The organism is Pseudomonas sp. 910_21 (assembly GCF_052850735.1).
This window is the reverse complement of the sequence record NZ_VXCY01000001.1, coordinates 944,762-968,172: the sequence shown is the minus strand read 5'-3', so window position 1 is coordinate 968,172 and position 23,411 is coordinate 944,762. Positions and strand designations below refer to the sequence as shown.

The following is a 23,411-nucleotide window of genomic DNA, read 5'->3' as shown; positions in this document are numbered from 1 at the left end:
CGACTGGTTCGGGGCGTTTTGCTATCTGCGATAACAGCCTCTCGGTTGCCGGCCCAAGGCGCGGGTGCTAGTTTTTAGCCCACGCCGGTGTAGCTCAGTCGGTAGAGCAGCGCACTCGTAACGCGAAGGTCGCAGGTTCGATTCCTGTCTCCGGCACCAGATATCGAGTTTTGAGCGGTTTGCGAATGTACGGCCCCTCCAGCAAAGTCCGCCTAGCGCTGAATGAGTGCCCTCGAAAGATACTTCTCTAAGAAATGCCGGTAGGCAGGTTTAACTTGTTTTGAGTTCGTCGGTTGTATCCATAAGTCCTTATTGAAAGTCTCTGTGGCTTGTTCTGGAAGTTTTAGATGCTGCTGTTCTATTCAGTAGGCAGTGCTGTAGTTTGTTGTTGATTGAGCGGTATTGCCCATAATGACGCCCGGGAATCATGGAGTGTTCAGCGTGAAGAAGTGGAAGTTGGCGTTAATCGGAATAGTGTCTCTGGCCCTTGCAGCCTGTGAGAAAGCCCCTTCGTATGAGTTTGAGGGACAGTACTTTGCAACGGAGGGCGAAGAATGCACCACTCCAGCGAATGCGAAAGATCGTGAACAATATTATTTGGAAATAACCAAAGATGTACGGGGCACAGGCGTATTGTACTCAGCTAATTTTCCAACAGCTTCGAAGGCTGGGCTGCCTGTTGTCAGTGCGCAAAGCGTCTCACCCAATGACGATAACGAACTGATTTTTAACTTCTATGAGCCTAAGGCATCCGCGACACCTGCTGAAGCTAGAAGATTTAATATCGTGCTCTCCGTTATTCCTAATCAAGGCAAGGAAGGACACTTGTGGGTGACCAAGGCTGAAATGAATATTGCCAGCAATGGGACAGTTCAGAAGTACGACATCCTAGAAAATCTAAGAAGATTTTTCGAGCTCGGCAAGGCAGGCGTTTGCTTGAGAAAAGGAACAACTACGGGCTGAGTGCAAATAGCACTTTCTTGTGAACCGGCGTGAGCCAATCGCCAGAGGCCAAGGCCAAGGCCAAGGTCATGGGGATGAGGTATTCACCTGCCTTCGTGATTACCTTGGCGTTTGTAAGCTTTTCTTTGTCGTTGCCAATCTTGGTTTTCTAGGGCGTAACCTTGTTTCCTGAGGTTTCTGGCGAGTCTGTGTCTGGTGATGGTCCGCAAATCCGCCGATTTCTCTCTCATCGCTGCATCAGGTCATATAAATCGTCGGCCAAAGGTCCTATATTCGGTTTCTGTCTGAGTACCAGCATGCTGTTTTCAGATGATCCCGAATGGTTCTGAAGGCCAGATAAATCGGCGGTTGCAACGATTTTTTGCGGCAGAGAGATCCCAACGATCCAGATCCATCTTCCATTCCCACGATCAGAGAGAACGAGATGATTCCTAAAGAGGCAAGAATCGACGTAGCGCTTGAAAGGTACCTGGCTGCCACGCCTTCCTTGCAAGAAGAAATCAACGCCCTGAGCCCCGAAGAACAGAAGCAGCAGGCGCAATGGGCCTTTGAGGATGAGGCGGAGTCTCGCGGCATCGAGCCGTGGGAGCTGGTGCTCGATCTGGTGGCCGAGACACCGGAGGAGTTGAAGGCCATGCGCCTGGAAGTGCATCAGGAGGTTGCTGAAGCGCTGGGCATGGACCTTGAGGATTATCTGCAGCTCAACGAGATCGACAGTTGAACCCGACGCCAGCCTTAACCAGGCTGGCGTTTTTCATGGATCAGATGCTCAAGCGCATGGACAGGTCCAGGGCTTTCACATCCTTGGTCATGGCACCGATGGAAATGTAGTCCACCCCGGTTTCGGCAATCGGGCGCAAGGTGCTTTCGTTGATTCCCCCGCTGGCTTCCAGCTTGGCCTTGCCGGCATTCAGGCGCACGGCCTCGCGCATATCGTCCAGGCTCAGTTCATCGAGCATGATGATGTCGGCACCGGCTGCCAGCGCTTCCTTCAATTCCCCAAGACTTTCCACTTCCACTTCCACCGGCTTGCCCGGGGCGATCTTGTGGGCGGCGCTGACGGCCTGGGCGATGCCGCCACAGGCTGCGATGTGGTTTTCCTTGATCAGGAAGGCGTCATACAGACCGATGCGGTGGTTGTGGCAGCCACCGCAGGTGACCGCGTACTTCTGGGCCAGGCGCAGGCCGGGAAGGGTCTTGCGGGTATCCAGCAGCTTGACCTGGGTATCGGCGACAAAGTCGGCCAGATATTGGGCGCGGGTGGCCACGCCGGACAGCAGTTGCAGGAAGTTCAGCGCGCTGCGTTCGCCGGTGAGCAATGAACGTGCCGGGCCTTCCAAGTGGAACAGCGCCTGGTTGGGTACCACTCGCTCGCCGTCAGCCACTTGCCAGTGCACGGCAACCCGCGGGTCCAGCTGGCGGAACACCGCATCCACCCAGGCCGTACCGGCGATGACCGCCGCTTCGCGAGTGATGATGGTGGCTTTGGCCAGACGTTCGGCCGGGATCAACTGCGCGGTGATGTCGCCGCTGCCGATGTCTTCCAGTAACGCGCGGCGCACGTTGGCTTCTATTTCGGCGGTCAGGTCGGCGAGGCGTAGATTCGGCATAACGGGCTCCACAAACTAAGTGCGCCGATTATAGGGGCATGGGATCGGCGAACCCAAGGTGGCAAATGTCGGCGAGCCTTTGACGAACCTGTCTTTCGTCGCTTTGTCTGATGGGTATGAGTGAATTTTCTCGTTGGTCTGAGGGTTATTTCCGGATAGGCGACAGAGTCTGCTGGCGTAAGAGGGGACTTTTACAAGATAATATGACTTGTAATTGACGTCATAGCTTTGACGTATCTTTGGCTCCCCCTTAAATAAAGTGCAGTGGAATGCATTTGCTTCCGCTGAGAGCCGACTGTGAGCGTCGTCGGCTTGACTGAACCTTGATCTCGAACCGAAGAAACACCTTTCCAGGAGGCTTGGATGCACAACGACGGGAATGTAGTGCCTTTGCACAAGGCGGCTACAGATCAGGCGACCGCTTCGCCGCTTGCCCGCCTGCCGGTGATTCTGCTTCAGGTTCGAGACAAGGCCGCCCAGCAGTTGCGTCACGGTTTGCAGGAGTTGTTCGATAACGCCGACGACACGCTGTTCGAGATGGCCGATCGGGCACAGAACAACGTTGAGCAGAACACCCTGTTTGAAGCCATGCGCGACCTGCGCTTGAAGCGCAAAAGCATCGAACGCGGTTTTCTGGAGAAGTTTTTCGAAGCCTTCGCCGGTCTGGTGCAGTACGACCCGGCCCTGGTCATTCCCCATGCAGTGGCTTACGACCCTTCTCTTGACCCTTCCCAGGATGACCTGGAAAAGACCGTGGCCGTGGATGCCATGGTGGCCAAGGTTCTCAACCGGGACGGCTTCGCCCTCGGGCAACTGACGGCGCGCCTGGGCGTGCTGCTGGGCCGACGCTTGGCGGATGCGGAAAATCCTCTGGCTCCGGCGCTGCTCTGTGAGTACTTCCTCCAGGCCGGACGCAGCCTGGGGGTGGAGATCAAGGTCAAGTTGATCATCCTCAAGCTGTTCGAACGGTACGTGCTCAGCGATGCCGAACTGCTCTATGGCGAAGCCAATCAGCTGTTGATTGCCACCGGAATCCTGCCAGAGCTGATGCCGGCCCCAGCGCGTCGGGCCTCCGATCGAGCCCAGGCTGAAGCCCAGACCGCCACCGTCGATGGCAGTGGGCACAAGCCGGGCCAGAGCCCGCTCGACGAGAGCGTGCAGGAAGTCTTCGCGGCCTTGCAGACACTGCTCCTGCATGTGCGCGGCAGCGTTGCACCGACCCTGGAGGCCAGCGCCGAAACCCAACCGATTTCGACCCGTGACCTCATGCGCCTGCTGTCCCATTTGCAGCAGTACGTGCCGGCCCCCAGTGCCCAGGAAGATTTCGACCTGCGCAATCAGCTGGAACAACTGCTCACCCGGGTCAGCGTCAAGAGCGGCAAGTCCCGGGTCGTGGATGTTGCCGACGAGGACGTGATCAACCTGATCGCCATGCTCTTCGAGTGCATCCTCGACGACCGCAACCTGCCGGAGTCCCTCAAGGCGCTGATCGGACGCCTGCAGATTCCCATGCTCAAGGTGGCGGTGCTGGACAAGAGTTTCTTCAGTCGCGGCAACCACCCGGCGCGGCGCCTGCTCAATGAAATCGCCGCTGCCGCGATGGGCTGGGGCGGCTGCGATGATCATCAGCGTGACAGCCTGTACTTGCGTATCGAGCAGGTGGTGCAGCGCCTGCTGAGCGAATTCACCGACGACCCGGCGATTTTCTCCGAGTTGCTGGCAGACTTTCTTGCCTTCACCGCCGATGAGCGGCGCCGGGCGGAGTTGCTGGAGCAACGTACCCGGGATGCCGAGGAGGGCCGGGCCAGGGCGGAGCTGGCGAGACGGCGGGTGGAGCAGGCGCTCAACGAAGCGCTGCTGGGCAAGGTGCTGCCGCAGAAAGTGGTGGATTTTGTTCGCGATGCCTGGAGCCAGGTGCTGTTGCTCAGTTGCCTGAAGCACGGTGATGATTCTGCCGAGTGGCACACCGCCGAGGGGACCATGAACGAGCTGATCTGGAGTGTGCAACGCCACGAGCAGCCGGATACCGCGATGCGCTTGCTGGCCCTGGTGCCGGGACTGCTCAAGGGCCTGCGAGACGGCTTGAGCGGCGCTGCTTTCGATCCCTTCGCCACCAGCGAGTTCTTCAGCCAACTGGAGCTTCTGCATCTGCAGGCATTCGAGCGTGAAGCCCTGGCACCGCAACAGCGAGTGGTGACCCTGGAGGCCGAGCATACCGACCTGATAGTGGTGGCCCAGGAGATCGTCCTGCCCAGCGCCGAAGAAGGCCCCCTGGAAGCAGCGCCTCTGGTCCTGCCGGCGAATGACCCCAGCGTGCTGCAAGTGGAGCAGCTGCGCTTGGGGGCCTGGGTCGAGTTTCAAGAGGACGAGGACAATACCCTGCGCTGCAAACTGGCGGCGATTGTCCCCCATCCCGTGGCCAAGTACGTATTCGTCAACCGCACCGGGATGAAGGTCCTGGAGCGTACGCGCATGGGCCTGGCCCTGGAGTTTCAGCGTGGCTCGGTGCGGGCGCTGGACGATACCTTGCTGTTCGACCGAGCCCTGGAATCGGTGATCGGCAATCTGCAGCGACTCAATCACGGCAAGTGATCGCAACCCGAGGGGGTAACGCGGCATACTGGGCCACTCAAGGCTTTAGTTGAAGGAGTCGGTATGCGGCTGGACCCTGCCACGGGTTGGTGTCACGGCGTACGGCACTGCCCGTCAGTCAATTTCAATGAACGCCCGGCAGGCGAGATCTCCCTGTTGGTGATTCATAACATCAGTCTGCCGCCGGGGCAGTTCGGCACCGGCAAGGTGCAGGAATTCTTTCAGAATCGCCTTGATGTCACAGAGCATCCTTATTTTTCCGGGATCGCCGACTTGCGCGTGTCCGCGCATTTTCTGATCGAGCGTGACGGCGCGGTCACCCAGTTTGTCTCTTGTCTGGACCGGGCCTGGCACGCGGGAGTGTCGAGCTTCGAGGGGCGGGACACGTGCAACGACTTTTCCCTGGGCATCGAACTGGAGGGCACTGACGAACTGCCTTTCACCGACGCCCAGTACCGCTCCCTGAGTGCCCTGACCGAACAATTACAGGCGGCTTTCTGCGCCATCACACCACAACGGATTTGTGGTCATAGCGACATCGCCCCCGGGCGCAAGACCGACCCGGGCCAGGCTTTCGATTGGGCACGCTATCGTGCCGCCTTGGAGAAGGGGGAAGGACAATGAGTTTTCTGGTGTTGCTGCTGGCGGTGTGGATCGAGAAGTTCTCGGCCTTGCGTCAGCGGGTGCAGCGCGATGGCTGGTGGCTGAAGGAGTTGGCGCGCCTGGAGGCCAGCCCGCGTCTGGCGGGGCATCCATGGTGGCTGTTGCTGGTGCTGGTGTTGCTGCCGGTGGCCTTGCTCGGTCTTTTGCTGCTGGTGCTGGAACCTGTCACCTACGGGCTGCTGGCCCTACCGGTGCATTTGCTGGTGGTGATCTACGCCCTGGGCCGCGGCGACTTGCTCGGTGGCCTCGGACCGTTTCGCGATGCCTGGCGCCGTGAGGACCTGCAAGCGGCGGTGCATGTGGCCAAGCGTGATCTGAACATTGGCGCCGACAGTGGCGAGCAACTGCTGGAGCGGGTCCAGGGCTACCTGCTATGGCAGGCCTTCCAGAGCTTCTTCGCGGTGATTTTCTGGTATTTCCTGCTGGGTCCGGTGGCTGCCTTGAGCTATCGCTTGCTGGCCCTGGCTGCGGACAACGGCAAGAACCCTGCCCTGGTGGAGCGTGCGGCGCAGTTGCGCCATGCCTTCGACTGGTTGCCGGTGCGCCTGCTGGCGGCGAGCTTCGCGCTGGTGGGCAACTTTGTTGCCGTGAGCCGGGTGATGCTCCACGAATTGCTCAATTGGCACATCAGCGCTGCGCAACTGGTGGAGAAGGTCGGCCTGGTGGCCGCTGAAATTCCTCCTCCTTTGACCGGGCCCGAAGGTATCAACAGCCTGGACCGCATCTGGGAGCTGCTGCTGCGGGCGGCCGTGCTCTGGTACGCCGGTTTTGCCCTATGGACCGTTCTTGTCTGACGTGGCGAGGGTCCCCTGGATGCCGCGCTAGCGGTTAACTTTAAGTTACAAAACCTCCCCCGGAATTGAGCTATACAGACGGAGCGCCGAATAGTGGCTTTCTGCTGCCTTCGCCTGCCTGCCCATAACAATAAAAGAAAAGGGAGACTTCCTTGTGAAGAGCTTGCTCTATCCCGCTGTCGCGCTGATGAATCGCCTGAGCTTCGGCATGAAGTTCAGTCTGATCAGCGTGCTGTTCTTTCTACCCATGCTGGTGACCAACTTCTATCTGGTGCGCGACTCCTACCGGGAGTTCCAGGGCACCCGGGTCGAGCTGCAAAGCCTCGACTTGCTGGGCAGTAGCCTGAGCCTGCGCCGGGACCTGGAGACCCTCAACAATCTGGTGCAAATCAACGCCAGCCTCGGTCAGTCCGGCAAGGCCGGGGATCTGGAGGGCAAGATAGTCGCCCTGGAAAAGTCCGTGCTCGAGCGCATGCAGGCTCTTCAGGCTGTCACCGTCGATCCCCAGCAGGTCGAGGTGTTCAATGCCAAGCGCGATGAGCTGGTGGCGGCCTTCAAGGCCCAGCAGGTGGAAAGTTCGCTGCTGAACAAAAGCGGGCTGATCGGCAAGCTTCTGGGCAGCGCGCAGCTGTTCAGTCAGATCATCGCCAGCCAGTCGGGCCTCAGCCGCGACGGCCAGGGTGACATCCGCCAGCTCAGCGACCTGATCACCAGCATCACCCCGCAAGTCACCCAGACCCTCGGAGAAGGTCGGGCCATGGGCGCCTATTCCCTGGGCCAGGGCTTTCTCAACTCTTCATCCAGCACCCGTTTCGATGAACTGCTGGTGCAGATCGAAAAGCTTCAGGCCGAGTACGGGCTCAAGCTGCAGGATGCGCTGGGCTCCAGCCGCGCCGCCCACGACGCGCTGGACAGCCTCGCCAGTGCCAGCAAAGGCAGCCTCAAGCAGGCCAGCGAACTGTTCGAAGAGCAGGTGGTGATGGCCGATACCCTGGACGCGCCCTGGCAGGGTTTCTACGACCAGATCAGCAGCCTGATGGCACAGACCTATCAACTCAACGAAGGCACCTTGAAGTTCCTCGACATCGAGTTGCAAAAACGCCTGGAGCAGAACCGTAGCCACATGGTGCTGCTGGTGGCGGCCCTGGCCCTGGTGTTCCTCTCGATCGTCTATCTGTATGGCGGTTTCTATGCGTCGACCCGCACCACCTTGCGGCGTCTGGGAGCGATGATGGACAAGGTGGCGGCGGGGGACATGACCGTCACCTTCACCGCCCACAGCCGCGATGAGTTGGGAGAACTGGGCAGCGTGTTCAACGGCACAGTGCGCAAGATCCACGACCTGATCGAACGGGTCGGCCACACCGTCAGCGAAGTCGAGCGCCAGGCCGGGCAAGTGGAAAGCGTCTCGGCCCAGAGCAACCAGGCCGTGGCCGGCCAGCGCAGCCAGATCGAACAAGTGGCCACGGCCATGAACCAGATGTCCGCCACCTCCCAGGAAGTGGCTCGCAGCGCGGCGGCGGCGGTCAGCAGCGCCCATAGCGTCAATGATGAAACCATCAGTGGCCGCGGTCTGGTGGAGTCCCAGCAGGGCAGCATTGCCCGGCTCGCCAGCGAGATCGATCAGTCGGTGCTGGTGATCAACCAGTTGGCCAGCGACAGCCAGGCCATCAGTCGGGTGCTGGAGGTGATCAAGAGCATTGCCGAACAGACCAACCTGCTGGCCCTGAATGCCGCCATCGAGGCCGCCCGCGCCGGCGAGCAAGGCAGGGGCTTTGCCGTGGTGGCCGATGAAGTGCGGACCCTGGCCAAGCGGACTCAGCAATCCACCGAAGAAATCGAGGAGATGATCGGCAAGCTCCACGGCGGCGTCAGCGCGGCGGTCAAGGCCATGGGCAGCAGTCACGCCATGGCCAATGGCACGGTCGACCAGTCGGAAAAGGTTCAGCAGGCCTTGGAAAATATCCTGGGCGCGGTGGGCATGATCGTCGACCAGAACCAACAGATCGCCGCCGCCGTGGAGCAGCAGACGGCGGTGGCTCACGACATCGACCAGAACATTGTCGAGATCAATCGTGCCGGTGAACGCACCGCCGAGGGCGCGCACCAGACCGAGGATGCCAGCCGCCAGCTGTCGGCCCAGGTAGTGCAGTTGAAACAGCTGATTGGTGCGTTTCGCGTCTGACCGGGGAGGGGGCGATCGTTATGGCGCGCTTGAGGGCCAGCCGAACAGCTCGCAGGCATTGCGGGTGCTGGCGCTGGCCAGTTGCTCGGGAGCGATGCCGATGATGTCTGCCAGGGCGGTGCAGATCGCCGGTAAATGCTGCGGGCTGTTGCGCTGGCCGGGAAACATGGCGGGCGCCATGTCCGGCGAGTCGGTCTCCAGCACCAGGGACTCCAGGGGCAGGTCGGCGAGGACCTTGCGCAAGCGCAATGCCTGAGGCCAGGTAGCGGCGCCGCCCAGGCCCAGCTTGAACCCCAGCTTGATGTATTCCCGGGCTTCCTCGCGGCTGCCGGCAAAGGCGTGGATGATCCCGCCACGCTTGAGTTTGAACGCCTTCAAGGTGGCGATCACCGCCGCATGGCTACGCCGCACATGGAGCAGGGCGGGCAGCTGGAAATCGGCTGCCAGTTGCAACTGCGCTTCGAACAGCGACTGCTGGCGTTCGCGGTCCAGTTGCGCCAGAAAGTAATCCAGGCCGATTTCGCCCACCGCGCATAGCTGCGGATGCCCCGCCAGTCGCGTCAACCAGTCCCCCAGTTGCTTGAGGTCGGCGGGCTGATGATCGTCCAGATAGACCGGGTGCAGGCCAAAGGCGGCGTATAACTGTGGGTCGCACTGCACCAGATCCCAGACGCGCTGCCAATTGGCCTGATAGACCCCCAACACCACCATTCGCGAGACGCCCCGGGCGCGGCTGTCGGCCAGCAGCGCCTCACGGTCATTGTCGAAATCCGGAAAATCCAGATGGGTGTGGGTGTCGATCAGCTCCACGGTTCAATCCTGCTGGATACGCTGTTTGAAGGTCCGGGCAATGGCTTGGACGCCGGGCTGGTATTGCCCCTCTTCGATGGCGGCCAGGGCCAGTTGCAGGGCTTTCTCGGCGATCAGTGGGTGCTGTTGGGCCATGGCGTTGACCGGCAGCGGCAAGAAGTCCAGCAGTTGGGTATCACCGAAGGTGCCCAGGCGCAGCGGGCGGGATTTGAGCGGGAAGTCGTGCAAGGCGTCGAACACGCCCTGCAGCAGCACATAGGATGTGGTCACCAGGGCATCCGGCAGATGGCCCAGGCGCTGCAGCAGCTCTTCCATCAACTGCCGGCCGCAATCACGACTGAAGGCTTCGCCGTGCTCGATCAGCACTTCGCCACCGAAGCCTTGCAGGGCCTGGCGGAATCCGGCGGCGCGCTCCTGGCTGATGCTCAGCTCCGGGCGGGCGCCGATCAGCACGATCTGCTTGGGTTCGGGCTGCAACAGGCTCTGGGTCAGGTGCAGGCTGGCTTGCAGGTCGTCGCTGATCACCGAGCAGAACAGCTCGGGCGGCATCACCCGGTCGATGGCGATGATCGGCAGGCCCTGGGCCTGCAATTGCTGGTAGCTGTCATCTTCCGGCGGCAGGCAACTGGCGACGAACAGCGCATCGCAACGCCGAGCACGGAACAGCTGGAGCAATTGCCGCTCGCTGTCCGGTGCGTCGTCGGAGCTGGCGATCAGCAACTGATAACCCCGGGCCCGGGCGCCTTGCTCCAGCAACTTGGCGATCCGCGCGTAGCTGGGGTTTTCCAGGTCCGGGAGAATGAAACCCAAGGTCCGGGTGTGCCGGCTGCGTAAGCCGGCCGCCTGGGGGTTGGGCGTGAAGCCGTGTTCTTCCACCACCGCACGCACCCGTTCCACGGTGGCGTTGCTGATGCGTTGTTGTTCGGCCTTGCCGTTGATGACGTAACTGGCGGTGGTGACGGACACACCGGCCAGGCGAGCGATATCACTGAGTTTCAACCCGGGATTTCCTTGTTTTTGGTGCTTGCCCCGATATTTTCGCCAATCCTACCTGATCTGGGCAGGCGACCAACGTCGGAACCGGCAATCGACCAGAAGGACTACAAGGCACTGAGATTATCGAGTAACGTACCAATCTTGCTAGATTAAACGTTTCAGCTGGCGTATTTTCTAGGCAAAAGCGCAAACGGAAAATCACCCCTGCCAGGTAATGAGTCCCGTTTGTGGCCATAAAGACGCCTACGCTGCTTACTTAAAACAATACCTAGCGCCGCCACCTGCCGCGCTAAATAGGAGAAGCCATGCTCGAGCTCACTGTAGAGCAGATATCCATGGGCCAGTCGGCTGTGGATAAGTCCGCGGCGCTGCATTTGCTGGCCGACAAACTGGTGGCTGACGGCCTGGTGGCCGAGGGTTACCTGGCCGGTCTCAAGGCCCGCGAGGCCCAGGGCTCGACCTTTCTTGGCCAAGGCATCGCCATTCCCCACGGCACTCCGGAAACCCGCGATCAGGTCTTTGCCACCGGCGTGCGCCTGCTGCAGTTTCCCGACGGCGTGGATTGGGGCGATGGGCAGATCGTTTACCTGGCCATCGGCATCGCGGCCAAATCCGACGAGCATTTGCGACTCCTGCAACTCCTGACCCGCGCCCTGGGTGAAACCGACCTGGGCCAGGCCCTGCGTCGCGCCAGTTCCCCGGAGGCCCTGCTCAAGCTGTTGCAGGGTGCGCCCCAGGAACTGGCGCTGGATGCGCAGATGATCGGCCTCGGGGTGGCGGCGGAAGACTTCGAAGAACTGGTCTGGCGTGGCGCCCGTCTGCTGCGCCAGGCCGAGTGCGTGAGCAACGGCTTTGCCGCGGTGCTGCAACAGGTCGATGCGTTGCCCCTGGGCGACGGCCTGTGGTGGTTGCACAGCGAGCAGACCGTGCTGCGCCCGGGGTTGGCCTTTGTCACCCCGGACAAACCCATCCGCTACCTGGGCCAGCCCCTGAGCGGCCTGTTCTGCCTGGCCAGCCTGGGGGAGGCCCATCAAGCGTTGTTGGAACGCTTGTGTGCGCTGCTGATCGAAGGCCGAGGCCAGGAACTGGGCCGTGCCACCAGCCGCCGTGCGGTGCTGGAAGTGCTCGGCGGCGAGTTGCCGGCGGACTGGCCCAGCGCCCGTATCGCCCTGGCCAATGCCCACGGCCTGCATGCCCGCCCGGCCAAGGTGCTGGCGCAATTGGCGAAAAATTTCGAGGGCGAGATCCGCATCCGCATCGCCGACGGCAAGGATTCGGCCGTCTCGGTAAAAAGCCTGAGCAAGCTGCTGAGCCTCGGTGCCCGACGCGGCCAGGTGCTGGAACTGATCGCTGAACCGAGCATTGCCGCCGACGCTTTGCCTGCTTTGTTGGCGGCCATCGAAGAGGGGCTGGGCGAGGAGGTTGAGCCACTGCCGGCCGTCAGCGCCCCTCGGGAAGAACAGCAGGAAGTCGTGGTCCCGCTCAGCGCGCCGGCCTCCGGCAGCCTGATCCAGGCCATCGCCGCCGCTCCCGGCATCGCCATCGGCCCGGCCCATATCCAGGTTCAGCAAGCCATCGACTACCCGCTGCGGGGCGAGTCCACCGCTATCGAGCGCCAGCGCCTGCAGCAGGCCCTGGCCGAAGTGCGCCAGGACATCGACGGCTTGATCCAGCGCAGCCAGGCCAAGGCCATTCGCGAGATCTTCATCACCCACCAGGAAATGCTCGACGACCCCGAGTTGACCGACGAAGTGGACACCCGCCTCAAGCAGGGCGAAAGCGCTGAAGCGGCCTGGATGACCGTGATTGAAACTGCCGCCAAACAACAGGAAGCCCTGCAGGACGCCTTGCTCGCCGAGCGTGCCGCCGACCTGCGGGACATTGGCCGCCGGGTGCTGGCGCAACTGTGCGGCATCGAAACTCCCGCCGAGCCGGACCAGCCCTACATCCTGGTGATGGACGAAGTCGGCCCCTCGGACGTCGCGCGCCTCGATCCGACCCGGGTCGCCGGCATTCTCACCGCCCGCGGCGGCGCCACCGCCCACAGCGCCATCGTTGCCCGGGCCCTGGGGATTCCGGCCCTGGTGGGCGCGGGGGCCAGCGTGTTGCTGATCAAGTCCGGCACGTCCTTGCTGCTGGACGGCCAGCGCGGTCGCCTGCATGTGGACGCTGATAGCACGACCTTGCAACGGGCGGCCGAAGAGCGTGACAGCCGCGAGCAGCGGCTCAAGGCGGCCGCCGAACAGCGCCATCAACTGGCCCATACCACCGATGGTCATGCCGTCGAGGTGTTCGCCAATATCGGTGAAAGCGCCGGTGTCGCCGCCGCCGTGGAAAACGGTGCCGAGGGCATCGGCCTGCTGCGCACCGAACTGATCTTCATGGCCCATCCCCAGGCTCCGGACGAAGCCACCCAGGAAGCCGAATACCGCCGCGTACTCGACGGCCTCGCCGGGCGTCCGCTGGTGGTGCGCACCCTGGATGTGGGCGGCGACAAACCGCTGCCTTACTGGCCGATCGCCAAGGAAGAAAACCCCTTCCTCGGTGTGCGCGGCATCCGCCTGACCCTGCAGCGGCCACTGATCATGGAAGCGCAATTGCGCGCCTTGCTGCGCTCGGCGGACAACCGTCCACTGCGGATCATGTTCCCCATGGTCGGCAGCGTCGAAGAATGGCGTCAGGCCCGGGACATGACCGAGCGTCTGCGCCAGGAAATCCCCGTGGCCGACCTGCAACTGGGGATCATGATCGAGGTGCCGTCCGCCGCCTTGCTGGCGCCGGTGCTGGCCAAGGAAGTGGACTTCTTCAGCGTCGGCACCAACGACCTGACCCAATACACCCTGGCCATCGACCGCGGCCACCCGACGCTGTCGGCCCAGGCCGACGGCCTGCACCCGGCGGTGCTGCAACTGATCGACATCACCGTGCGTGCCGCCCATGCCCACGGCAAGTGGGTCGGGGTCTGCGGCGAGCTGGCGGCCGACCCGCTGGCGGTGCCGGTGCTGGTGGGCCTGGGGGTGGATGAACTCAGCGTCTCCGGACGCAGCATCGCCGAGGTCAAGGCGCGGATTCGCGACCTCAGCCTGACTCAGGCACAAACCCTTGCTCAACAGGCTTTGGCCGTCGGCAGCGCCAACGAAGTGCGCGCCCTAGTGGAGGCCATGTAATGGCGAAGATTCTCACCCTGACCCTCAACCCGGCGCTGGACCTGACGGTGCAGCTGGCGCGCCTGGATGCGGGGCAGGTCAACCGCAGCGACGCCATGCACACCCATGCCGCAGGCAAGGGCGTGAACGTGGCCCAGGTGCTGGCCGACCTCGGTCATCAACTGACCGTCAGCGGCTTTCTCGGGGAAAACAATCCACAGGCCTTCGACGCCTTGTTCGCCCAGCGCGGCTTTGTCGATGCCTTCATTCGTGTGCCCGGCGACACCCGCAGCAACATCAAACTGGCCGAAAGTGATGGGCGCATTACCGATATCAACGGTCCTGGGCCGGTGGTCAGCGCGGCTGCGCAACAGGCCTTGCTTGAGCGTCTGGAACAGATCGCTCCCGGGCATGACGCGGTGGTGGTGGCTGGCAGCCTGCCGCGAGGCGTCAGTCCTGAGTGGTTCCAGGCACTGCTGCTGCGCCTGAAAAACCTCGGCCTGAAAGTTGCCCTCGACACCAGCGGCGCCGCATTGCGCGCCGGTCTGGCCGCTGGGCCCTGGTTGATCAAGCCCAACACCGAAGAGCTGGCGGACGCCCTCGGCAGCCCGGTGGTGTCCGTGGCGGGGCAAGCCGAGGCGGCGCGCCTGCTGCGCGCCCAGGGCGTGGAGCACGTGGTGGTGTCCCACGGCGCCGAGGGGGTCAACTGGTTCAGTGCTGCACCGTCCTTGCAGGCCCTGCCGCCCAAGGTCAGCGTGGTCAGCACCGTGGGCGCCGGCGACTCGCTGCTGGCGGGCATGCTCCACGGCCTGCTCAGCGCCCAGCCGTTTGAACAGACCCTGCGCACGGCCACGGCGATTGCCGCCATGGCCGTGACCCAGATCGGTTTCGGCATCAGCGACAGGGTGCAACTGGCCCGGCTGGAGCAGGGGGTGCGCGTGCATCCCCTCCTAGAACAATAAGAGGGTTGCGTATGAAGTTAGCCATAGTTACCGCCTGCCCCAACGGCATGGTCACCAGCGTGCTCTGCGCTCGCCTGCTGGACGCCGCGGCCCAGCGCCAGGGCTGGAGCACCAGCGTTGAAGTGCACGATGAGGCGCACCCGGAACGCCAACTGTCAGCGGCCACCCTTGAAGCCGCCGAGTGGGTGCTGGTGGTCAGCACCGGGCCTGTGGATATGTCGCGCTTTGTCGGCAAACGGGTGTACCGCAGCAGCCCGTCCCAGGCCTTGCAGGATGTCGATGCAGTGCTGCGTCGCGGCGCCGAAGAGGCCCAGGTCCATGTGGCCAGCGAGGCCAGTGCCGAGCCCGTGGTCGAGGCGGGCAAACGCGCGCCGCGATTGGTGGCGATCACTGCGTGCCCGACCGGCGTGGCGCACACCTTCATGGCCGCCGAGGCCTTGCAGCAGACCGCCAAGCGCCTGGGCTACGACCTGCAAGTGGAAACCCAAGGCTCGGTGGGCGCCCGCAACCCGCTGAGCGCCCAAGCCATTGCCGAGGCCGACGTGGTGCTGCTGGCGGCGGACATCGAAGTGGCCACCGAGCGTTTTGCCGGCAAGCGCATCTATCGCTGCGGCACCGGCGTGGCCCTGAAACAGTCCGAGGCGACCCTGAACAAGGCCCTGGCCGAGGGCCAGCTGGAGTCCTCCGCGCCAGGCGCCCAGGCACCGGCCAAACAGGAAAAGACCGGGGTCTACAAACACCTGCTGACCGGGGTGTCGTTCATGCTGCCGATGGTGGTGGCGGGCGGTCTGATGATTGCCCTGTCCTTCGTCTTCGGCATCACCGCATTCAAGGAAGAGGGCACCTTGGCCGCGGCCTTGATGCAGATCGGCGGCGAGACCGCCTTCAAGTTGATGGTGCCGCTGCTGGCGGGTTACATCGCCTACTCCATCGCCGACCGACCAGGGCTGGCACCGGGAATGATCGGCGGCATGCTCGCCAGCACCCTGGGCGCGGGTTTCATCGGTGGCATCGTCGCCGGCTTCCTCGCCGGTTATGCGGCCAAGGCGATCAATAAATATGCGCGTTTGCCACAAAGCCTGGAGGCGCTGAAGCCGATCCTGATCATCCCGCTGCTGGCCAGCCTGTTCACCGGGCTGGTGATGATCTACGTGGTGGGCAAACCCGTGGCGGGCATGCTCGAAGCCCTGACCCACTTCCTCGACAGCATGGGCACCACCAACGCGATTCTGCTGGGCGTGCTGCTGGGCGGCATGATGTGCGTGGATTTGGGCGGGCCGATCAATAAGGCGGCCTATGCGTTCTCGGTAGGACTGCTGGCTTCCCAGAGTTATGCACCGATGGCCGCGACCATGGCCGCGGGCATGGTGCCGCCCATTGGCTTAGGGATTGCCACCTTCATTGCCCGACGCAAATTTGCCCAGACCGAGCGTGAAGCCGGCAAGGCAGCCCTGGTGCTGGGCCTGTGCTTTATCTCCGAAGGGGCGATTCCGTTTGCCGCCAAAGACCCGTTGCGAGTGATCCCGGCGAGCATCGCCGGCGGCGCCCTGACCGGGGCCTTGTCGATGTACTTCGGCTGCAAACTGATGGCGCCCCACGGCGGCCTGTTCGTCATGCTGATCCCGAATGCCATCAACCACGCCCTGCTGTATCTGCTGGCGATTGTCGCGGGCAGCCTGCTCACTGCGGTGGTGTATGCGGTAGTGAAACGGCCCGAGGCGGTGGAGCTGGCCCTGCAGCCCGCCTCTTCGTAGGAGCCGGCTTGCCGGCGAACAGGCCCTTGAGCCCTGTGCCATTCCGGCCCACGCCTTCGCTGGCAAGCCAGCTCCTACGGAGGAGAGCGCGCCACCGCAGTTCCGTAGGAGCCGGCTTGCCGGCGAATAGGCCCTTGAGCCCTGCGCCGTTCCGGCCGACGCCTTCGCTGGCAAGCCAGCTCCTATGGAGGAGAGCGCGCCACCGCAGTTCTGTAGGAGCCGGCTTGCCGGCGAACAGGCCCTTGAGCCCTGCGCCGTTTCGGCCGACGCCTTCGCTGGCAAGCCAGCTCCTACGGAGGAGAGCGCGCCACCGCAGTTCCGTAGGAGCCGGCTTGCCGGCGAATAGGCCCGCAAGCCCTGCGCCGTTCCGGCTGGCGAAGACGTCCCAAGCCGGGCTCGCCCTTTTTTCTCGCTGCTCAACCTCGGCGCACCTGCTATTGCAGGCTGCGCCCCGGGCTTATTGCGGCTTTCTCCAGCGGCTACCGTCGGCCAAGTCTCTTTCTTTTGTAAGGGGTTTCCGAGACACTCCTTGGCGCTTGCGGCTGGGTACTCGGCTCAATAGGCTCGGTTCGTCACTGAATATTCAGTGATCGGGTTTAGCCGCCTGATTCCAAGACACGCAAGTATTGCCCCTGTCCCGGTTGGCTTTTGACCTGCCGAGTTCTGTTATGGCAGCTGTGCGTGGGGCGCCCTTGGGTGCGCCGGATTTCTTGGACCGGTCTGCTAACCCGCGTACAGCTGCCACCTTACGTTTAGCAGCGTCAGGTGGTGGCTCCACCCCAAGGAGCTGCACCATGAAAAAGATCGTCCCCGATCCACCTGTTTGCCATCCTTCTTCCCGTCGTAATCCCGACCACGATTTGGCCAACGAAGTCGTTCGCCATGCACTGGCCAGCACTCGCGTAAACAGCTCGTTGATCGCGGCTCTCCACCACACCGCCGCGGGTCCGGCGGGCACCGATTCGCCCTTCACTGTCCGCCCCGGCATCAGTGCCGAAGAAGCCTTGCTCCACGTTTCCATGCTGCTCAAAGCCGCCGAAGAGGTGTCCGACGAGATCACCGAACACGCCAGCGGCATCGAGCGTGGCCTGATCTGGTCCCTGGTGCATTCAGTGGAAATGGCCCGTGGCGTGGTCGATGCCTTGCTTGATGGCAATCGTCGTTCTTCCAGCTGAGTCGCTGCTGCAGCGCAGGGAAGGCTTGCTCCCATTCGGATGGCTAAAGCGTTAGGGCATGGCCAGTGGGAGCAAGCGTACGCCAAGGTAGCGGCACTCAATCGGCCTTCATCGACGCAGCAGCAGGCCGACGAAAATCGCGCCGGCCACGCCCACGGTAATCATCAAGCCATGGGGGCTGAGGTAGGACACGCTGGCACCGGTTACCACAGGCCCTACTACGCTGCCCAAGGTGTAGAACAGGGCGATGGCGGTCATGGCCGTGGATACTTGCTGTTCGTCGACCCGGTCACCGGCCTCGATGACTGCCAGGGTGTTCATTCCGCCAATGGCGCCCCCCCAGACAAACACCAGCACGGTTGTCAGCCAGGGCACCGATTGGCTGAGCGGCAGCGCCAGGGCGCCGGCCAGGAGCAGCAGACCGCATACCCGTTGGCTGGTCTTGTAGGCGCTTTTGTCCGCCAACCAGCCGATGGGCAGTTGCAGCAGGGTGCCGCCCGCGCCGAACACTGTCACCAGCAGTGTGGCAGCGGTCAGCAGATAGCCGGCCGAGAGGCTGTACCCCGCAAGGAAAGACAGTGACGAGGTTTCGGCAAAACCCGCCAGGAAGGCCCCACACAACGCCACGGGAATGACGCGGAACAACTGGCTGCGGTGTTTTTCACGGGGTGTCTGTGGCTGGCAGTCGTGGCCTCTCAGAGTCAGGGCCAGAGCGGCGGATATGCAGATCAGCACGGCGCAGGCGTAATACGGGGCCGGGCCGTTGACGCCGAAGACCACCAGCAACAGTGGGCCAATGGCGATGCCCAGGCCCATGAGGGTTTCATGCACACCGATGGCTCGGCCGCGCTCGCTCTTCGAAGCGACGGCGACGATCCAGGTGTCGCAGGCGATCCAGCGCAGGATCAGGCCGATGCCCAGGACGAAGTTCAGGGCGAACAGGCCGATCAGATTGTGGGTCTGGCTCATGCCGATCAGGGCCAGGATGCTTAACAGCGCACTGAGCAGGTTGGCCCTGACCAGCCCCAGGTGCCCGAGCAGGCGCGGGACGACGCGGTACAGCAGTAGGATCGCCAGCCATGAGGCGCTGATGATCAGGCCGATCTGCGCCGGTTCCACGCCTTGCTGCTCCAGGGACAGCGACAGCAGCGGGGTGATGCTGCCGATCTGCACTACTTGGGATAGCACTGACAGGCTGTTGATTTGCGTTAGTACCCACCAGCGTTGCCTGTTGCTGTACTCGAGGCTCGGGTGTTCCATCGATAGAGGGCCTGGGGAGGTGGAAATATGCACCGCCTGGGGCCGTGCCTGAGCGCTCGGTTATAGCATCCACTGGCGGGGAGGTTTGGAATTACGAATTCTAATTTTATAGCTCGCAGGAATAGCCGGCACTGGAAAGAAGCCTCTGTCACACCCCCTTCATCCCCACTGACTAAGGTTGCCTTTTGACCATTGTCAGGGAGTCACCATGAGCGAGTTCAACCTCGGCCGTCGTCGGGTCATGCAAATCGCCGGGGCGGGGCTGTTGCTGCCGAGCCTGGCGCCGGCGGTGATCGCCTCGGTCAAGGATCGGCCGCAGCTCACCGATGGGGTGCAGTCCGGGGATCTGCTGGGGGATCGGGCGATGATCTGGAGTCGCAGCGACCGCCCGGCGCGGATGGTGGTGGAGTGGGATACGCGCAGCATGTTCAGCAACCCTCGGCGTTTCATCTCGCCCCTGGCCGATGCGCGGACCGACTTCACGGCGCGGGTGGAGTTGACCGGGTTGCCGGCCGATCAGGCGATCTTTTATCGGGTGACCTTCGAGGACGCCCAGTCTGGCGTGGTCAGTGAACCCTGGTTCGGCCATTTGCGCAGTGCGCCGGCGCAACGCCGGGATATCCGTTTTGTCTGGAGCGGTGACACGGTGGGCCAGGGCTTTGGCATCAACCCGGACATCGGTGGTATGCGCATCTATGAGGCGATGCGCCTGCGTCTGCCGGACTTTTTTATCCACAGCGGCGACACCATCTACGCCGACGGCCCGGTGCCGGCGCAGTTGACCGTGGAAGACGGGCGCATCTGGCGCAATATCACCACCGAGGCCAAGAGCAAGGTGGCTGAAACCCTGGACGAGTACCGGGGCAACTACCGCTACAACCTGATGGACGACAACCTGCGCCGCTTCAACGCCGAGGTGCCGCAGATCTGGCAGTGGGACGACCATGAGGTGGTCAACAACTGGTCGCCGAGCAAGCAGTTGGACGAACGTTACGTGACCAAGGACATCCAGACCCTGGTGGGCCGCGCGCGCCAGGCGTGGCTGGAGTATTCGCCGATGCGCCGGCAGAGCGCCGATGGTGGCGGACGGATTTACCGCAAGCTCAGCTATGGGCCGTTGCTGGACGTGTTCGTGCTGGATATGCGCAGTTATCGCGGCCCCAATGACGACAACCTCGGCGGCGAGAAACCCTTCCTCGGCCGTGAACAACTGGACTGGTTGAAGCGCGAACTCAAGGATTCTTCGGCCCAGTGGAAAGTGGTGGCGGCGGACATGCCCATTGGCCTCGGTGTGCCCGATGGTGAAGTCAGCCCCGGGGTGGCGCGTTGGGAGGCCGTTGCCAACGGCGACCCGGGGCCGGCCCAGGGGCGTGAGCTGGAGATTGCCGAATTGCTGGCGCATCTGCGCAAGCATCAGGTGCGCAACCATGTGTGGCTGACGGCGGACGTGCATTACTGCGCGGCCCACCATTACCACCCGGATCGCGCGGCGTTTCAGGACTTCGAACCGTTCTGGGAGTTTGTTGCCGGCCCGCTGAATGCCGGGAGTTTCGGGCCCAATGTGCTGGATAAAACCTTCGGCCCGGAAGTGGTGTTTCAGAAGGCGCCGCCTGCACAGAACACTTCGCCCTTTGCCGGCTTCCAGTTCTTTGGCGAAGTGCAGATCGATGGGCAGACGGCAGAGCTGAAGGTGATCCTGCGGGACCTGGATGGCGTGGCGGTGTACGAGCACAACCTGCAACCGGTGTAACCCTCCTCGACAACGCCCCGTCCCGGAGCCGGCTTGCCGGCGAATAGGGTTTTGAGCCTTGCGCCGTTCTGACGGGCGCCTTCGCTGGCAAGCCAGCTCCTACGGAGGATGCAGCACGATGGGTGTAGGAGCCGGCTTGCCAGCGAAGCGTCTGAGGCCTCAGTAAACGTCGCGGCGATAGCGACCCTGTTCGATCAGGCGTTCGACGTGGTCTGCGCCCAGCACTTCATTGAGCACTTGATCCACCCCCGACGCCATGCCCTGCAAGCTGCCGCAGATGTAGATCGCGGCGCCATCGTCCAGCCATTTTTTAAGCTCGTCCGCCGCCTGGCGCAGGCGGTCCTGGACGTAGACTTTCTCGGCCTGGTCCCGGGAGAACGCCAGGTCCAGGCGGCTCAGGTCGCCGCGGGTCAACCATTCCTGCAGTTCGTCCTGGCAGTAGAAGTCATGCTCGGCATTGCGCTCGCCAAAGATCAGCCAGTTGCGTTGCTGGCCCTCGGCGATCCGCGCCTTGAGCAGGCTGCGCAAGCCCGCCAGCCCGGTGCCGTTGCCCAGCAGAATCAGCGGGCAAGGTTCGGCCGGCAGGTGGAAGCCGCTGTTGCGTCTGACCCGCAGGCTGATGCTGGCGCCCACTGGCGCGTGTTCGGTCAGCCAGCCGGAGCCGATGCCCAGGCTGCCGTCGGCGTGGCGTTCCTGGCGTACCAGCAGCTCCAGGCAACCGTCGGCAGCAATCGAGGCGATGGAGTATTCGCGCATGCTCAAGGGCACTAGGGCGTCTACCAGGGCTTGGGCATGCAGCCCCACCAGATGGCTGCGGTTTTCCGGCAGTTGGCGGCTGCCCAGGGCCTGTTCGAGGCTTTCTTCCAGGCCGTCGAGCTGTACCTTGCTCTCACCGCAAAGGCCCAGGCCGTTGAGGAAGTAGTCGACCATCCATGGGCTGTTGCGTGGCATGACTTCCACCAGGTCGCCCGCTAGCCAGCTACTGGTGCTGGGGGCCAGCAACTGCAGCAGGTAGACTCCGGAACCGCTGCTTTCAGGGTTGAGCAGGGTGCGGGTGTTCAAGGTCCAGTTGTCGAAGGCCGGGGCCTGCCACAGGTCCACGGGAGCCTGTCCGGTCAGTTGGCCCAGTTGCTGTTGCCAGTGGCGCAGGGCGTAGGTGTCGCCGCTGTCCACTTCGATGGGGGCGAACAGGGTGTTGCCGCCCTGGCTCGACAGCCAGTCATGCAGGCGCCGGGCAAAGCCGCAGAAGTGCTGATACTGGCGGTCGCCGAGGCCGAGCACGGCGTATTGCAAACCCGCAAGCGGCAGCTCGCGGCCCAGCAGTTTGCGTTCGAAGCCCCTCGCGCTGTCCGGGGCTTCACCGTCGCCGAAAGTGCTGACTACGAACAGCGCGCGTTGGGCGCTGCGCAGATCCTGTTCGCTGAGGCTGGCCAGCGACTGGACCTTGGCGCTGACCCCGGCAGCTTGCAATTGCCCGGCCGTCTGCCAGGCCAATTGTTCGGCAAAGCCGCTCTGGCTGGCGAAACCGATCAGCCACGCCGAGCCATCGTCGGCGGCGCTTTCCAGGCCTTGGCGAGCGTTCTTGATCTGGCGCTTTTTGCGACGCCGGTCCAGGTACAGCAGCCAGCCGGTGACGAAGAACAGCGGCATGCTCAATGAGGCCAGGGTCAGCACTATGCGTCCGATCAGGCCGAAGTAGCTGCCCACGTGCAGGGCGTAGACGCTGGTGAGCAACTGCGACTTGAAGCTCTTGTCGGCGTAGCGGTCATGACGGCTGATGACCCCGGTGGCGGGGTCCAGGGTCAGCTGGTTCAGCGCTCGATCGTGGGGCGAGTCCTTCAACAGGTAGAACACCGTCGCCGGTTGACCGGCCACTGGCGGCATGCGGATGTTGTAGCCGCTGAGGTCCTTGCCGGCGGCGCTGTAGATGCTGCTCCACATGGCGTTGTAGTCCGCCAGCGGCGCCTGGCCCTTGGGCGGTGGGCCGCCGCGACCGCCGCGCTGGCGTTCACTGTGTGGCGAGTCGGAGAGCAGTTTGGTCAGGCCCTCTCTGTACCAATCGTAGGACCAGTACAGGCCAGTGAGGGCGAACAGCAGATAGAACAGCAGGCACCAAGTGCCGAACACCGCGTGCAGGTCCCAGTTGAAGCCGCGACCTTTCTTGGCCCAGTCCAGGGTCAGCCACACGCGCCAGTTGCCGACCTGGCGCGGCCAGCGCAGGTACAGGCCGGACAGGCAGAAAAAGATCAGGATCAGGGTGCAGGCGCCGGTGATCTGGCGGCCGGTGTCGCCGATGGCCAGGAAACGGTGCAGTTGCAGCATGAAGCCGAAGAAGTCCTGGCCGACGGCGTCGCCCATGAATTCGCCGGTATAAGGATCGAAGTAGCGCATCTGGCCACGACGTTCCCCCGGCGGCGGGGTGAAGAACACCCGTGCGGCGTTGCCACTGTCGGTTTCCACCCAGAGCATGGACACGGTCTTGCCTTCGGCGGCCTGGATTTTTTCCACCAGTTCGGCGGGCGGCAGCACTCCGGCGGGGAGCTTGTCGACTTGCAGCACCGATGGGTTGAGGGCGCGCAGGATCTCGTCCTGGAACGACACCGTCGCCCCGGTGATGCCCATCAGGGCCAGGATCAGCCCCGCGCTGATGCCGAAGAACCAGTGCAGCTGGAACAGGGTTTTCTTCAACACATCGACCGCCTTGTACGTCCAGAGAGGTGAAACACGGCGCGCATTATGCCGTGGGTTGTC

At 63.0% G+C, this 23,411-nt stretch carries 15 protein-coding genes, 1 tRNA gene and 2 pseudogenes; 13 read left to right on the top strand and 5 right to left on the bottom strand.

Annotated features, from left to right (window positions below):
* The first annotated feature begins 83 nt into the window (after positions 1-83).
* The 3 genes from FW796_RS04455 (at position 84) to FW796_RS04445 (ending at position 1,684) form a co-directional block, all read left to right on the top strand.
* Positions 84-159: transfer RNA gene (locus FW796_RS04455), tRNA-Thr, on the top strand.
* 282 nt (positions 160-441) lie between these two features.
* Positions 442-963 (top strand): hypothetical protein, encoded by a 522-nt coding sequence (locus FW796_RS04450; protein ID WP_446439061.1) that lies wholly within the window; start codon positions 442-444, stop codon positions 961-963.
* Between the two features lie 424 nt (positions 964-1,387).
* Positions 1,388-1,684, top strand: coding sequence for a DUF6388 family protein (locus tag FW796_RS04445; RefSeq protein WP_185073817.1), 297 nt, complete (start codon positions 1,388-1,390; stop codon positions 1,682-1,684).
* Positions 1,685-1,724: 40 nt separating this feature from the next.
* Here FW796_RS04445 and nadC read toward each other — a convergent pair whose 3' ends face one another.
* Positions 1,725-2,573 (bottom strand): carboxylating nicotinate-nucleotide diphosphorylase, encoded by an 849-nt coding sequence (gene nadC, locus FW796_RS04440; protein WP_346633666.1) that lies wholly within the window; start codon positions 2,571-2,573, stop codon positions 1,725-1,727.
* Positions 2,574-2,936: 363 nt separating this feature from the next.
* Between nadC and FW796_RS04435 the strand changes: the two genes are divergently transcribed.
* The 5 genes and pseudogenes from FW796_RS04435 to FW796_RS04415 form a co-directional block, all read left to right on the top strand.
* A complete protein-coding gene (locus tag FW796_RS04435) occupies positions 2,937-5,165 on the top strand; it encodes a DUF1631 domain-containing protein (protein ID WP_404938221.1) in 2,229 nt (742 codons plus the stop codon).
* A gap of 63 nt (positions 5,166-5,228) precedes the next feature.
* Complete coding sequence (ampD, locus tag FW796_RS04430; RefSeq protein ID WP_346633664.1) at positions 5,229-5,789, top strand: 1,6-anhydro-N-acetylmuramyl-L-alanine amidase AmpD; 561 nt, start codon at positions 5,229-5,231, stop codon at positions 5,787-5,789.
* Entirely contained in the window at positions 5,786-6,622 is an 837-nt protein-coding gene (gene ampE, locus FW796_RS04425) for a regulatory signaling modulator protein AmpE (protein ID WP_446439060.1), read from the top strand. Before ampD ends, ampE begins: the two co-directional genes overlap by 4 nt.
* 187 nt (positions 6,623-6,809) lie before the next feature.
* Positions 6,810-7,949, top strand: a pseudogene (locus tag FW796_RS04420) (HAMP domain-containing protein); the annotation flags it as partial.
* A 339-nt stretch (positions 7,950-8,288) separates the two neighbouring features.
* Positions 8,289-8,807, top strand: a pseudogene (locus FW796_RS04415) (methyl-accepting chemotaxis protein); the annotation flags it as partial.
* Positions 8,808-8,825: 18 nt separating this feature from the next.
* Here FW796_RS04415 and FW796_RS04410 read toward each other — a convergent pair.
* Together FW796_RS04410 and cra are read right to left on the bottom strand one after the other, a co-directional pair.
* Complete coding sequence (locus FW796_RS04410; RefSeq protein ID WP_346633661.1) at positions 8,826-9,617, bottom strand: TatD family hydrolase; 792 nt, start codon at positions 9,615-9,617, stop codon at positions 8,826-8,828.
* Positions 9,618-9,620: 3 nt separating this feature from the next.
* On the bottom strand, positions 9,621-10,616 hold the full coding sequence (cra, locus tag FW796_RS04405) for a catabolite repressor/activator (protein WP_446439059.1): 996 nt from the start codon (positions 10,614-10,616) through the stop codon (positions 9,621-9,623).
* A 302-nt stretch (positions 10,617-10,918) separates the two neighbouring features.
* Here cra and ptsP point away from each other — a divergent pair, with 302 nt between their 5' ends.
* The 4 genes from ptsP to FW796_RS04385 all read left to right on the top strand — a co-directional run bounded on the left by ptsP (position 10,919) and on the right by FW796_RS04385 (position 17,650).
* Positions 10,919-13,780, top strand: a complete 2,862-nt coding sequence (gene ptsP / locus FW796_RS04400; protein WP_346633659.1) for a phosphoenolpyruvate--protein phosphotransferase — start codon at positions 10,919-10,921, stop codon at positions 13,778-13,780.
* Entirely contained in the window at positions 13,780-14,721 is a 942-nt protein-coding gene (gene pfkB / locus FW796_RS04395) for a 1-phosphofructokinase (protein WP_041115950.1), read from the top strand. The genes ptsP and pfkB overlap by 1 nt, the downstream gene beginning before the upstream one ends.
* Positions 14,722-14,732: 11 nt before the next feature.
* A complete protein-coding gene (locus FW796_RS04390; protein WP_346633658.1) occupies positions 14,733-16,475 on the top strand; it encodes a PTS fructose-like transporter subunit IIB in 1,743 nt (580 codons plus the stop codon).
* 794 nt (positions 16,476-17,269) lie between these two features.
* Positions 17,270-17,650 carry a DUF6124 family protein gene (locus FW796_RS04385; RefSeq protein WP_446439058.1) on the top strand — a complete coding sequence of 127 codons (381 nt, stop codon included), beginning with the start codon at positions 17,270-17,272 and terminating at the stop codon, positions 17,648-17,650.
* 108 nt (positions 17,651-17,758) lie between these two features.
* Here the strand turns inward: FW796_RS04385 and FW796_RS04380 are convergent, their stop codons facing one another.
* Positions 17,759-18,838 carry an MFS transporter gene (locus FW796_RS04380; RefSeq protein WP_446439057.1) on the bottom strand — a complete coding sequence of 360 codons (1,080 nt, stop codon included), beginning with the start codon at positions 18,836-18,838 and terminating at the stop codon, positions 17,759-17,761.
* A 280-nt stretch (positions 18,839-19,118) separates the two neighbouring features.
* On the opposite strand from FW796_RS04380, the gene FW796_RS04375 reads away from it, so the two are divergent.
* Positions 19,119-20,660 (top strand): alkaline phosphatase D family protein, encoded by a 1,542-nt coding sequence (locus FW796_RS04375; protein ID WP_446439056.1) that lies wholly within the window; start codon positions 19,119-19,121, stop codon positions 20,658-20,660.
* A gap of 159 nt (positions 20,661-20,819) precedes the next feature.
* Here the strand turns inward: FW796_RS04375 and FW796_RS04370 are convergent, their stop codons facing one another.
* Positions 20,820-23,351, bottom strand: a complete 2,532-nt coding sequence (locus FW796_RS04370; RefSeq protein ID WP_446439055.1) for a PepSY domain-containing protein — start codon at positions 23,349-23,351, stop codon at positions 20,820-20,822.
* Positions 23,352-23,411: the final 60 nt, after the last annotated feature.

Bases quoted from the DNA above. Each gene is read 5' to 3' on its own strand.
- FW796_RS04445 (WP_185073817.1), top strand. From the start codon at position 1,388: ATGATTCCTAAAGAGGCAAGAATCGACGTAGCGCTTGAAAGGTACCTG.
- nadC (WP_346633666.1), bottom strand. From the start codon at position 2,573: ATGCCGAATCTACGCCTCGCCGACCTGACCGCCGAAATAGAAGCCAAC.
- FW796_RS04435 (WP_404938221.1), top strand. From the start codon at position 2,937: ATGCACAACGACGGGAATGTAGTGCCTTTGCACAAGGCGGCTACAGAT.
- ampD (WP_346633664.1), top strand. From the start codon at position 5,229: ATGCGGCTGGACCCTGCCACGGGTTGGTGTCACGGCGTACGGCACTGC.
- ampE (WP_446439060.1), top strand. From the start codon at position 5,786: ATGAGTTTTCTGGTGTTGCTGCTGGCGGTGTGGATCGAGAAGTTCTCG.
- ptsP (WP_346633659.1), top strand. From the start codon at position 10,919: ATGCTCGAGCTCACTGTAGAGCAGATATCCATGGGCCAGTCGGCTGTG.
- pfkB (WP_041115950.1), top strand. From the start codon at position 13,780: ATGGCGAAGATTCTCACCCTGACCCTCAACCCGGCGCTGGACCTGACG.
- FW796_RS04390 (WP_346633658.1), top strand. From the start codon at position 14,733: ATGAAGTTAGCCATAGTTACCGCCTGCCCCAACGGCATGGTCACCAGC.
- FW796_RS04385 (WP_446439058.1), top strand. From the start codon at position 17,270: ATGAAAAAGATCGTCCCCGATCCACCTGTTTGCCATCCTTCTTCCCGT.
- FW796_RS04375 (WP_446439056.1), top strand. From the start codon at position 19,119: ATGAGCGAGTTCAACCTCGGCCGTCGTCGGGTCATGCAAATCGCCGGG.